We start from the raw sequence: 13,084 nt of genomic DNA on the forward strand, positions 1-13,084 counted from the left end.
ATTATCATCAGCGTGAACCAATGGAACAGCCCATCATCCAACCCATTAACAAAGAATTGCTCAAAAGCGAACTGACTCCAGACAAGCAGTTGCGCATGACGAACAAGAGCCACAATGAAATCTATATTATTACGGCACATAATGCGCCTAATGTCATGCGTGAGATCGGACGCTTGCGTGAGATTGTCTTCCGCGAGGCAGGCGGTGGCACTGGTAAGGAGGTGGATATCGATGAATTCGATATCTGTGAGAATTGCTATAAGCAACTGATTGTATGGAATCCGGAAGAGCAAGAGATTATAGGTGGCTACCGTTATCTGCCAGGTACCGACTGGGAGTATGATGAGAAGGGTCAACCGATTCTGGCAACCAGTCATATGTTCCATTTTTCAGAGAAGTTCATACGGGAGTATGCCCCTCAGACCGTAGAACTGGGACGATCCTTCGTATCTTTGCCTTACCAGTCTTCACGCATGGGGGCAAAGAGTCTTTTTGCCCTTGATAACCTGTGGGATGGCTTAGGCGCTTTGACAGTAGTCCGTCCTAATGTACGCTTTTATTTCGGAAAGATGACCATGTATCCCTCATATATTCGTAAGGGACGTGACATGATTCTCTATTTCCTGAAGAAGTATTTTGATGACAAAGAGAACCTGATTATTCCGATGAAACCATTGGAATTGGAGACTAATCCCCAGGAACTCGAAACCCTTTTTAGTGGTAAGAACTTCAAGGAGGATTATCTTATCCTGAATCGTGAGATTCGCCTGTTGGGTTACAATATTCCTCCTCTGGTCAATGCCTATATGAGTCTGTCGCCAACCATGAAACTATTCGGAACAGCTATCAACTATGGTTTTGGTGATGTGGAGGAGACCGGAATCCTTATCGCTATCGATGAAATCTTTGAAAACAAAAGGAAACGCCATATTGATACATTTATTGCTGAACATCGTGACGAACTGAAAATTACCTCTGGTGCTAACAAGATTATCTATAAGGAAAAAGACTAAAAACTAAACTGTCATGCGACACTTTTTGCTGTGGTGGGCTCTTTTGCCCACAGTGGCTCTGGGGCAGAGCCTCGACTCCCTTCATGTCATGGTTGACGCGGAGGCTGTTTCTGCTATCCCTTATGTATACAGGTCCTTTCAGGAGGCTGTGGCTCATCTGAAAGAAGGTTCTCCCCAAAACCCGATGACGGTTTATATCCGTCCAGGTGTCTATTGGATTGATGATCCTGATGACCCGGAGGTGAGAGTCGGAAAGGACGGGCGTGTTCCCTTTGGCATGACGGTTCATGGTGGCTATCTGCGCCTCATCGGACTGGGGGAAAAGCCTGAGGACGTTGTGCTCGCTTCCCAGCGAGGACAGACTCAGGGCGCTGTGGGGAATTTTACCATGTTCGACTTCTGGGTGAAGAATATGTATGTGGAGAATATGACGATGGGAAACTACTGCAACGTAGATTTGGTTTATCCTCTCAATCCCCGATTAAATCGCCCTAAACGAAGTGATGCTATCACGCAGGCTCATGTTGGTTACGTGCATGGTGACAGTCTGATAGCTCATCGGGTTCGTTTTATAAGTCGTCTTAACCTTAACCCGTTGAATGGTGCCCGTTATTCTTATTATGAGGATTGCCATTTTGAGAGTACTGATGATGCCTTGAATGGTACGGCGATTTATCGTCATTGTGATTTTGACTTTTATGGTCAGAAACCTTTCTGGAGTACCTTCGGTCGTGGTGCTATGTTCATTGACTGCGATTTCTATGCAAAGAGTAATAGTCGTGAACTGTACTTCACCAAACAAGGAGGACCTGTTACCGTTATAGACTGTCGTTACCATGCCCCCTCTGATAGTGTCTATATCGGTTGGACGGCTTACCCTCAACCCTGGTTACGCTGTTATCAGCATCATTTTACGCTCAATGGGAAACCTTATGTTATAGGAAATCGTCAGCCGCAAAACACGATACAGACAAATAGGTTAGCTACTTATCCCCGTGAGGCTCCCTTCCTGGGAGTCAGTCAGCATGAGGCGACGCTAATGACAGCCCGTGATACCTTGCGGTTAACATGTCCAGAACCTGTTCGTTGGCATGTTGACAAGGGCTTTGAGTCTTATGTCGCACTCATACCTATTGATGCCTGTTCTGTTGCTGTTGTTCCTGTAAATCATACCGATGAAAACGTTGATTTCTGTATCTCAGCAACTACGGAGGATGGACGAGAGGCAGCATGTCTTGTAACGGTTAAACCATCGCAGTTGCCACCACCAAAAGTGCGTAATCCTAAACTTCGCATCACGCGCGAGGAAGCGATCTTGTCTTATACGTTGAATGCCAAAATGGAAAGCGACGACTCGCGCATCACGTGGTATCGAGACTCCATACCTGTTGCTGCCAGCCATGGCAGTCCCGCACGTAGCTATCGCCTTCAACCTGGTGATCGTGGGCATATGCTGAAAACAGTGATTTCGCCAAAGCTGAAACGAAGTGATGAGGGAGAACCGATCACCTGTCAAGTGCAAGTTAAACGTACTCCTCAACAGCATACTTTAGAGACTGACTTTAGCCATTTCTATTGCGATTGGCAGCCCGTCGTCGCAGAGGGAGTATGGACTGTAGATGGCTTTAAGCCCGCTGATACGAGCGAATATCCATGGTCTTTCAATACCAATAAGCCAATGTGGGAATATGCGAAAGGATTCAATGGCGCCGTTGGAATGGGCCTTTTGCAAGCCCAGCGAGGTGCTCGCCTACGGTACACTCCGGTTTTGCGACAATATGGCGATATGTCATTGGAATTGCTGGTTGATCCGACGAAAACGGCAGGTCAGGGCTTTGGATCTGCTACGGGACAGTATATGGATGTATGCTTGAAATTTGATACCCGTACCCTGACAGGTTATGGGCTCCGTATGATACGAACCAAGAAATACGCTAATGCTGTTGACTTTCTGTTAGTGCGCTACGATCAAGGCATTGTTACAGAGATTTCTGCCCCTGTCTCCGCTACCTGTTATCTTACAGGCTGTACTATTTCGCTCCATTTCACCGGCAATGAGCTAACCGCTCATGTCACTACTGTGACACCTCGGCCCTCTGGTTCGCAACTCCCTCATGAGGTGTCCCTTAAGGCGCAGGTACCCGCTAATTCGTTTGGGGGTGTACATATTCAGCATACTGGTTCGTGTGGTGAAAGCACGACGATGCTGCACAGGTTGACAGTCTGCTGGCATTAGATGATAGGCAAGGAGATACCGTTTATTTTCTGATAGACGTCCAATGCATAAACGTCGGTCATACCGGCAATGTAGTCAATGACCGCCATCATGCGTGTCTCCAGGTCGTCGCTGTTGATGTCATATTGTGAACTGACGCGGTCGATAAGTTGTTGCGAGTAGTAGCGGTCGGGATGCATTACGGCCTCTGTCATCTGCTCCATCAGGGTAGCCATAATTTTATAACCCGACAGTTCCACGTCAAGTACGGGTCGGCTGCGATAGATACGTTCCATCGACAGTTTGGCGCACCGTTTGTAAGCTCCTCGTTGCAACTCGTTGATATGGTCGATTAATGAGCCCTCGAAGGTTCCGTTTAGGATTTCTTCTTCGTGTTCTACGAATGTTTTGGCACATTCATTCTCCAGTTTCCCAATCACACAGGCTCGCATGTATACCACTTTCTCGTTGGTGTCTTCTAGCTGCTCTTTAGTGATACGGTTGAGGATCTTCTGCCTGTTTTCTTCATCAAAGAATCCCAATAGCAAATCCTCTGTTTCTTGATAGGACAGGATTTTCAGTTTGTGCGCGTCTTCTATGTCCATAATCTCATAGCAGATGTCGTCGGCAGCCTCCACCAAATAAACCAGTGGATGACGTGCGTAGCGCAGTGGTTCTCCTGGTTTCGACTTGCAGATTATACCCATTTCATCGGCAATCCTTTGGAAGTATTCCTGCTCGCTTTGAAAAAAGCCAAACTTCCCCTTTTTGCTGGCTGCTGATGAAGCATAGGGATATTTGACGATGCTGGCAAGCGTGGAATAGGTCATTACGAATCCGCCAACCCGTCGTCCTTTGAACTGATGCGTCAGTAGTCTGAAGGCGTTGGCATTACCTTCGAAGTGGGTGATGTCATCCCAGAACATCGATGAAACCTTTGTTTTTAACGCATTTCCGGCTCCTTCGGTAAAGAATGTTTGAATAGCTTTCTCTCCAGAATGCCCAAAAGGTGGGTTGCCCAGGTCGTGAGCCAGGCAGGCGGTGGATACAATTTGTCCTATCTGTTCAAACAGGGTTCCTTGTAGTTCCCCTCGTTTCTCCTGAATGATATGTTGTGACACGTCGTTACCCAACGACATGCCGACACTGGCAACTTCCAGTGAATGGGTCAGCCGGTTGTGTACGAAGATACTGCCTGGTAGGGGGAATACCTGTGTTTTGTTTTGCAGACGACGGAACGGTGCAGAGAAAATCAACCTGTCGTAATCACGTTTGAATTCTGTACGGTCATCATGCCGTTCTGTGTGTTGGTGCTCCTGTCCTAACCGCTTGTTTGATATCAATTGTTTCCATTCCATAACGAGCATCAAAGGTACAAATAAGTGGCAAGAAAACCAAACTTTCTTATAATTTATTAATAAAAACGTGCAAATTATAGAAAAAATGATGGTTATTTAAAAAGAAATATTTAACTTTGCACATTATTTATAATAGAATAGAAATATTTTATGGTAAAAATTCAAGTAGTCAACCGTGGACATCAACAACTTCCTGCTTATGCAACAGCCCAAAGTGCTGGTATGGACCTAAGGGCCAATCTTGCTGAGCCAATCGTATTGCATCCCTTGGAGCGGCGCCTGATTCCTACCGGTCTGCATATAGCTCTCCCCGAAGGCTATGAGGCACAGGTGCGTCCTCGTAGTGGTCTGGCTCTGAAGCATGGTCTGACAGTGCTTAACTCGCCAGGGACGATCGATGCAGATTATCGTGGTGAGATAGGTGTTGTGTTGGTTAATCTTTCACAAGACGACTTTGTGGTCAACGATGGGGAACGTATTGCCCAGCTGGTGATTGCCCGCTATGAGCAAGCTGCCTTGGTGACTGTCGAGACGCTGGACGAGACGGAGCGCGGTGAAGGAGGCTACGGACATACCGGAGTCAAATAAGTTATTGGAAATCAATGTGAGAAGTGAGCGAATCGTGATGAAATCTTTTTTGATGATAATCGGTTTATGGGTAGGGTTGACTTGTGATGCGCAGGTTAATCCGACTGGTCATACACTCACCTCACAGCGATATGATGCACTTTTTCTGGAGGCTGTCTGCCAACGGGAGAAAGGTAATAACGACAGTGCTTTCGACATCTTTCGCCGTTGTGTGGAGATTGACTCAACGCGTTCTGAAGCTTACTATTATCTGGCTCAATACTATGCGGCATTGAAGCAGAAGGACACTGCACTGGCGTATTCCAGGAAATGTGTGGAACTGGAACCTTCGAATGTCACCTATCTGGAAACGTTAGGGCGTATCTATATCAGTCAGAGACAGTATGCTGAAGGCATCGACATGATGGAGAAGCTTTATGACAAGGACCATAGCCGTGACGATATCTTGGGCATCTTGGTACAGCTCTACGAACAGCAACAGGACTATGATAACGCGATACGTACGCTGAACAGACTGGAAATTGCCGAGGGTAAGAGTGAACGCCTGTCGTTTGCCAAGAGTTCTCTCTATACACAGAAAGGTGACAAGAAGGCTGCGATTGCTGAGATGAAGAAGCTCGCAGACCAATATCCTAATGATAATAACTACCGCTGTCTGTACGGGAACACGCTTTATGTAAACGGTCAGCAAAAGAAGGCACTGGCAATCTATGAAGCCATTCTGCAGGAAGACCCGGATAACCGTAATGCTAAGATGGCGATGCTCGCACATTATAATGAGCAGCATGATACCGCAGCCGCCAACAAGTTGATAGAAAGTATCTTGTTGAGCAGGACTGCGTCAACGGAGGATCGTGTGACATTGATGCGTCAGGTCATTGGTGAGAGTGAGCAACAGGGAGGAGATTCTACCCGTGTGCTGCACTTGTTTCATCAGATGCTCGCAAAACCCCAGAGTGATGCAGACTTGGCCCTTTTCTGTGCGACCTATATGAATTTGAAGAAGATGCCTAACGACAGCATTGCCCCAGTGCTGTATCAAGCCTTGCGCATCGCTCCCGACAATGCGGCAGCCCGCTTGCAACTCGTCAGCTATGCCTGGCAGGCAGAAGATCGTGATCGTGTCATTACGCTTTGTCGGGAGGCACGTCAGTATAATCCCGATGAAATGGCTTTCTATTACTATCAGGGCATAGCCTATTATCAGGAAAACCGGTTGGATGAAGCTCTTGATGCCTTCCAGAATGGCATAGGAGTGATAACCCAACAGAGCGACCCGGCCATTGTCAGTGATTTTTATGCTGTCATGGGTGATATCATGCATCAGAAGGGAATGGACCGTGAGGCTTTCGCAGCCTATGACTCATGTCTCCAATGGAAGGAAGATAATATCGGGTGTCTGAACAACTATGCCTATTACCTGAGTGTGAAAGGGATACAGTTGGACAAGGCAGAGCAGATGTCGTACCGTACCATCAAGGCAGAACCGAAGAATGCCACTTATCTTGATACCTATGCATGGATACTCTTCATGCAGAAACGATACAGCGAAGCCCGTATCTATATTGATCAGACCCTGCAGAACGACTCCGACTCGTCTGCAGTACTTCTGGAACATGCCGGTGATATCTATTATCATGCTGGTGATGTCGAGAAAGCCGTTGCCTTCTGGGAAGGCGCGTTGGCACGTTCCGACGGTGATAAGGAAATAGTAGGAAACCATAAACAAGTACTTATAAGAAAAATTAAACTTAGAAAATATCTAAAAGAATGAGAACGTTACGTTTGTTGTCAGTGACTGCCTGTATGGCTGCACTGATGTTAGCTACCTCATGTAGCTCATCAAAGGGTTTGGGTCGCCAGCGTGGTGATCAGCAGAGTGAACAGACTGCAAACCAGTCTAAGAAAAAATCCTCTTCAGCGTCGTTTGCCGCTCAGACGTCCGACCTTACGGACTCTGTACAGCGTCAGACCTTCTTGCAGCATGTAAACGACAATGCGCAATTCGCCCGTTTTATCACTTCCAAGATTAAGTTCTCTGTTGAGGTGGGTAATCAGCAGATGACCTTGACAGGTAACCTGAAGATGAAACGTGACGACGTGATTCGTTTGCAGTTGATGGCTTTCGGTTTCGTAGAGGCAGGTCGTCTGGAGTTCACACCGGACTATGTGCTGATTATCGACCGCATCAACAAGCAGTACCTGAAAGTGCCTTATTCACAGCTTGACTTCCTGCGTAATAGCAATATCGACTTCTATGTGCTCCAGTCGCTGTTCTGGAACGAGCTTTTCCAGCCGGGCAAGACTCGTCTTCTTGACTCCCACCTGAAGAGCTTCCGCGCTGAGGCTGGTGCTGATGATGACGTCGTCATTGCCTTGGAGGATGGAAAGCTGTCCTACCGTTGGCTGGCAGACCATTCTGAGGCACAGGTGAAGATGGCTAACATCAAGTATGAAGACAAGTATCGTGGCAACTACCAGCTGAACTGGGACTACGAGGACTTCCGTAAAGAGGATGGCAGGTCTAAAGCTTTCCCCATGACGCATAAGGTTATCTTTAACACACCAAAGAAAGATATCAAGTTCGATATGGTTCTCAACTACCTGGGCAGCGAAGACAACTGGGAGACTCGTACCGAGTTGTCAGGCAAGTATCGCCAGGTGGAGATTGATGAGATCCTGCGCCGTTTCATGGCTCTTTAAACAAGGCGAATGAAGCGGTTAACTCTCATATTATTGTTGCTGTCCTTTGCAATGGCCCCCTATGCGCAACAGAGAAAAAGCGCTAGGCGGACCACTGCAAAGAAAACGGTTGTACAGTCCAAGAAAACGCGTAAGTCAGGAAAAACCTCTACTGCGAAGAAAGCGACTACAACACCTTCTGTGCAGTCTTTGCAAAGCCAGCGACAGAAAATCCAACAGAAAATTAAAGAACAGGAGCAACGCTTGCGAACAAACCAACAGGATGTGAACAAGCGCTTGCAGAACCTCATGATCATCAACACTGAGATTGAGGGAAAGCGTCGTGCTATTGACACAATTCGTCGTAACATCAGTCAGCTGGATGTGGAGATAGAACGGCTGTGCTTACAATTGGAACATTTGCAGGCAGACCTGACGGAATGCAAGAAGCAGTACGTCAAGTCCATGCGTTACCTGCACCGTAATCGTTCCACTCACAGTCAGCTGATGTTTGTCTTCAGTGCTGACAACTTGACACAGATGTTCCGTCGTATACGTTTCATGCGTGAGTATGCTGCCTATCAGCATGTTCAGGGTGATAAGGTCAAGGCCCAACAGCAGGTCGTCGACGGACAACTGCAGCAAATCAGTTATGCTAAGCGCCAGAAGTCTAATCTCTTGGCAGAAGGTGAGCGTGAGCGCAAGTCACTGGAAGGCAAGCAGGCTGAACAGCAGAATGTTGTAAAGACACTGCAAAAAGAGCAGAAGACCATTCAAGGCATCATCGCAGAACAGAAAAAGAAAGATGCTGCGCTCAACGCACAGATTGATCGCTTGATTGCTGAGGAGGTGGCTAGACAGAAGGCCCGTGCTGCAGCAGAGGCCAAGCGTCGTGCGGAGGCTGAGGCTGCTAAGAAGCGCGCTGCAGAACTGGCACGTAGGAAAGCGGAGGCCGAGAAAGCTGCGCGTGAGAACGAGCGTCGTATTGCTGAAGCCAAGGCTCGTGAGGCAGAGGCCAAGCGATTGGCATTGGCCGCCAAGAATAAAAAAGAGAAGGAGGATGCTGAGCGCAGAGCTCGTGAGGCAGAGGAAAGCCGTTTGGCTGCAGAGCGCAGGGCTGACGAGGAGGCACGTGCTCATGCCAAGGAGGTGGCTTCTGCCCGCAAAGAGGCAGAGGAGGCATTGCGTGTACCCTCAGAGGATATGCGTATTAGTGGCAGTTTCGAGAACAATCGTGGCAGACTGCCCATTCCCATCACCGGTCCTTATCGCATCGTCAGCCACTTTGGTCAGTATAATGTCGAAGGATTGAAGAATGTAACCCTTGATAACAAAGGTATTAATATTAAGGGTGAGGCAGGTTCTCAGGCTCGTAGCATCTTCGATGGCGAGGTCAGTGCTGTGTTCAGCTTTGGTGGAACGGTCGTTGTGATGGTACGCCATGGCAGTTATATCTCCGTCTACTGTAACTTGTCCAGTGTCAGTGTTCGCAGAGGACAGCGGGTAAGCACTCGCCAGATCCTGGGACGTGTTGGTCAGGACAATATCTTACAGTTCCAGTTGCGACGTGAGACGGCAAAGCTGAATCCCGAAAGTTGGTTGGGAAGATAATTTCTAATGAGTAATGAGTAATTAGTAATTATGATTACCTTTGTGGCGGAATATGCGCATCTTTAACTGTATGTGTTCTGTGCTTAAACATATCATAATTACTCATTACTCATTACTCATTACTAATTACTAATTAATTCCACATAAGTGGAAATAGCCTTCTCTATCTCTGAAATGCAAATGAACTCGTCCGCACTGTGACTCCGACTGCTTTCTCCTGGACCGAGTTTCAGTGAGAGGAAGGGCATCAGCGCTTGGTCGCTTAGGGTGGGGGAACCAAAGGGTACCATGCCCATCTTGATGCTTTTCTGTACCAACGGATTTCCTAGGGGAATGTGTGATGAGGACAGCCGGAACGAGCGAGCCTTCAATTCGCATTTCTTCATGTGTTTCTGCAAAAATGCAAAAAGGTATTCGTTCTGGTAGTACTCGTTGGTGCGCACATCAATGACAAAACGACACTCGTCGGGCACCACGTTGTGTTGTGTGCCGCTGTTGATGACTGTCACAGTCATCTTCGTAGGTCCTAATAGTGGACTCTCTTTCTTGAAACGATAGTCGCGTAGCCACACCAGGTCGTCTAAAGCTTCATAGATGGCGTTTACCCCTTCGTCGCGTGCAGCATGTCCACTCTTTCCACGAGCAATTCCGTCAATGACCATCAGCCCTTTCTCTGCAATGGCAGGGTGCATGCCTGTCGGTTCACCAACGATAGCCACGTCAATCTTGGGCAGGTGTGGCAGTGCGAGCGAGAAACCATTCTGACCGCTCACCTCCTCTTCGCATGAAGCAAGGTATACTAAGTTGTAAGGTATATTCTCGTTCCTTAAAATACGATAAACCTGTAAAAGACTGACTAAGCCCCCTCCGCAGTCGTTGGCGCCTAATCCATAGAGGCGGTCCCCCTCCACAGTGGGCGAATAGGGGTCGCGCGTCCATGTAGCCACAGGTTTCACGGTGTCGATGTGAGCGTTAAGCAACAAGGTCGGCTTATTGGGGTCAATGTTCTCCTGTATCAGGATGTTGTTTCCAATACGCTGGAAGGGGAGGCCCCATTTTCCGATGAAATCGCAAAAAACATCAGCAGCCTGTGCTTCTTCGCGGCTCACTGATGGTGTCTTGATGAGTTGCTTGAGCAGCTCAACGGCATCGTTTGTATATTGCTTCATGTCCATAACTGCTGCAAAGATACGAAATTTTTCACTTCCATTTTTCATTTTTCATTTAAATTTCTCACTTCTCATTTCTCATTTCTCATTTATTATTATTACCTTTGACTCCGTCTTCGGTACTCACGTTCGGAAAATTGCAAATTTATTTGCATTTTTGCTCACTTATTCGTACCTTTGCACCTAATTAATAAATATAAGGAGAGCTTATGCAGACAAATTGCCACATGTCAGTGCTGTTGCACGAACAAGCCAAGAAGTATGGTGACCGCGAGATGTTGATTTATCAGGATTTTGGCGGCAAGGAGTGGAAGTCGTTGTCGTGGAATCAGGTTTCTGCCACGGTGAAACAGGTGTCCAATGCCTTGTTGAACCTGGGCGTAAAAGTGCAGGAGAATATCGGTATTTTCTCCAATAACTCAGTGCAGTATATCGAATGTGACTTCGGAGCCTGGGGAATTCGTGCCGTTACGATTCCGTTCTATGCCACCTCGTCAGAGCAGCAGATCCAGTTCATGGTCAACGACGCCAAGGTGCGTTTCCTCTTTGTAGGCGAACAGGACCAGTATGACAAGGCGCGGCGGGCTTTCTCACTCTGTCCGACTTTGGAACGTATCATTGTCTACGATCCCATGGTGCATATCTCCACACATGACCCCAATGCAATCTATTTCAGCGACTTCTTGAAGCTGGGTGAGAACTTGCCTCGTCAGACGGAGGTGGAGGCTCTGCAGAAGGAAGCTTCTTATGATGATATTGCCAACATCCTCTATACCAGTGGTACGACAGGCGATTCTAAGGGTGTCATCCTGACGCACGGACAGTTCCATGCAGCCTTCGAGGCTAATGACAAGTGTGTGCCCGTAGGTGAGAAGGATCGTGTCATGAATTTCTTGCCCTACACCCATATCTTCGAACGTGGATGGGCTATCCTTGCCCTGACGGAAGGTGCTACCATGATTGTCAATACCCATCCGCAGGAGGTACAGCAGTCCATGCGTGAGACCCATCCGACCTGTATGTCCGCTGTCCCCCGTTTCTGGGAGAAGGTCTATATGGGTGTGATGGATAAGATCGAGCACTCCAGTGCCGTACAGCGTAAGCTCTTCCGCCATGCGCTCTCCGTAGGACGCAGGCATAACATCGAATACCTCAGCCTTGGCAAGAAACCGCCAGTAGCCCTTCATCTGGAATATGAGATGCTGAACCGTACTGTGTTCTCACTCGTTCGTAAGGAGTTGGGACTGGAGAATGCCCATTTCTTCCCCACCGCAGGCGCAGCCGTTTCTGCTCATGTGGAGGAATTTGTCCATTCCATCGGTATTAATATGATTGTTGGCTATGGCCTCACAGAGTCATTGGCTACAGTCAGTTGTAACCATCTGGGCAAGCCTTGGACAGTGGGTGGCGTCGGCATTCCCATCGAAGGTATCAGCATCCGCATTGGTGAGAATGATGAGGTGTTGCTCAAAGGCCCGACGATTACCACTGGCTACTATAACCGTGAGGATTTGACGAAGGCAGCCTTCACTGACGATGGCTATTTCAAGACAGGTGATGCTGGCTACCTGAAGGATGGTGAGCTGTTCTTGAAGGAGCGCATCAAGGACCTCTTCAAGACTTCCAATGGTAAGTATATCGCACCGCAGATGATAGAGTCAAAGTTACTGGTAGATAAGTTCATCGACCAGATAGCCGTTATTGCAGACCAGCGTAAGTTCGTCTCAGCACTCATCATCCCCGTTTATTCGTTATTAGAGGAGTATGCTCGTGAGCATGGTATCAGCTTTGAGAACCGCGAACAACTCTGTGCTGATCCTCGCATCATCCAGATGATGAAGGAACGCATCGATACCCTTCAGCAGCAGCTGGCTCACTACGAACAGGTCAAGCGCTTCACCCTGTTGCCTCACCACCTGTCCATGGAGAAAGGTGAACTCACCAACACACTGAAGATCCGTCGCCGCGTTTTGAACGAAAACTATAAGGAACAAATCGAAGCGATGTATCAAGAATAGTTCTATAATGAGTAATTAGTAATGAGTAATTAGTAATTATGATTTGTTTACTATGCAGGAAAGGCGTGAGAATGTTATCGTCAAGAAATCTGAAAAGTTCGCTGATAGAATAATCAAAATGTGTAAATACTTATCTAAAAAAAAGACAGGCGATAAGGATATGATCAATCAAATATATCGTAGCGGGACAAGTGTGGGTGCTAATGTCGCAGAGAGTCAATATGCCCAAAGTCGAGCTGACTTTTTGACAAAGATGACTATTGCTCTCAAGGAGGCAAATGAAACTCATTATTGGCTTGGACGTCTTAATTCGTGCGGTATTTTGACAGAGAAAGAATATGAATCTATTAATATAGATAGTGAAGAGATAATTAAATTATTAACGAGTATAACAGGAACGGTAAAAAATGGGTGAGCAAGAGTAATCATA

Annotated in this window: 10 protein-coding genes; 8 read left to right on the forward strand and 2 right to left on the reverse strand. The window is 47.3% G+C overall.

Features of this window, described 5'->3' with window-relative positions; genetic code table 11:
* The first annotated feature begins 20 nt into the window (after positions 1-20).
* Both BLU47_RS10920 and BLU47_RS10925 read left to right on the forward strand, forming a co-directional pair.
* On the forward strand, positions 21-1,013 hold the full coding sequence (locus BLU47_RS10920; protein WP_091962453.1) for a GNAT family N-acetyltransferase: 993 nt from the start codon (positions 21-23) through the stop codon (positions 1,011-1,013).
* Positions 1,014-1,026: 13 nt separating this feature from the next.
* Positions 1,027-3,249: a hypothetical protein gene (locus BLU47_RS10925; RefSeq protein ID WP_143025547.1), complete on the forward strand. Its 2,223-nt coding sequence runs from the start codon at positions 1,027-1,029 to the stop codon at positions 3,247-3,249.
* Here BLU47_RS10925 and BLU47_RS10930 read toward each other — a convergent pair.
* The gene (locus tag BLU47_RS10930) at positions 3,246-4,586 is read right to left on the reverse strand and encodes a deoxyguanosinetriphosphate triphosphohydrolase (protein WP_091962602.1); all 1,341 of its coding nucleotides are present in this window, start codon (positions 4,584-4,586) and stop codon (positions 3,246-3,248) included. The genes BLU47_RS10925 and BLU47_RS10930 overlap by 4 nt on opposite strands.
* A 150-nt stretch (positions 4,587-4,736) precedes the next feature.
* Between BLU47_RS10930 and dut the strand changes: the two genes are divergently transcribed.
* From dut to BLU47_RS10950, 4 genes are read left to right on the forward strand one after another with little or no spacing between them, the layout of a single operon-like run.
* On the forward strand, positions 4,737-5,174 hold the full coding sequence (gene dut, locus BLU47_RS10935) for a dUTP diphosphatase (RefSeq protein WP_091962460.1): 438 nt from the start codon (positions 4,737-4,739) through the stop codon (positions 5,172-5,174).
* A gap of 52 nt (positions 5,175-5,226) precedes the next feature.
* A complete protein-coding gene (locus BLU47_RS10940) occupies positions 5,227-6,948 on the forward strand; it encodes a tetratricopeptide repeat protein (protein ID WP_091962605.1) in 1,722 nt (573 codons plus the stop codon).
* Complete coding sequence (locus BLU47_RS10945) at positions 6,945-7,877, forward strand: lipoprotein insertase outer membrane protein LolB1 (protein WP_091962464.1); 933 nt, start codon at positions 6,945-6,947, stop codon at positions 7,875-7,877. The genes BLU47_RS10940 and BLU47_RS10945 overlap by 4 nt, the downstream gene beginning before the upstream one ends.
* Positions 7,878-7,886: 9 nt before the next feature.
* Positions 7,887-9,467: a murein hydrolase activator EnvC family protein gene (locus BLU47_RS10950; protein ID WP_091962467.1), complete on the forward strand. Its 1,581-nt coding sequence runs from the start codon at positions 7,887-7,889 to the stop codon at positions 9,465-9,467.
* A gap of 122 nt (positions 9,468-9,589) precedes the next feature.
* Here the strand turns inward: BLU47_RS10950 and BLU47_RS10955 are convergent, their stop codons facing one another.
* The gene (locus BLU47_RS10955; RefSeq protein WP_091962470.1) at positions 9,590-10,642 is read right to left on the reverse strand and encodes a M20 family metallo-hydrolase; all 1,053 of its coding nucleotides are present in this window, start codon (positions 10,640-10,642) and stop codon (positions 9,590-9,592) included.
* 203 nt (positions 10,643-10,845) lie between these two features.
* On the opposite strand from BLU47_RS10955, the gene BLU47_RS10960 reads away from it, so the two are divergent.
* Positions 10,846-12,654, forward strand: a complete 1,809-nt coding sequence (locus BLU47_RS10960; protein WP_091962472.1) for an AMP-dependent synthetase/ligase — start codon at positions 10,846-10,848, stop codon at positions 12,652-12,654.
* A 52-nt stretch (positions 12,655-12,706) separates the two neighbouring features.
* On the forward strand, positions 12,707-13,069 hold the full coding sequence (locus tag BLU47_RS10965; RefSeq protein ID WP_091962475.1) for a four helix bundle protein: 363 nt from the start codon (positions 12,707-12,709) through the stop codon (positions 13,067-13,069).
* Positions 13,070-13,084: the final 15 nt, after the last annotated feature.

Source organism: Prevotella sp. tc2-28, from assembly GCF_900107705.1.
GTDB lineage: Bacteria > Bacteroidota > Bacteroidia > Bacteroidales > Bacteroidaceae > Prevotella.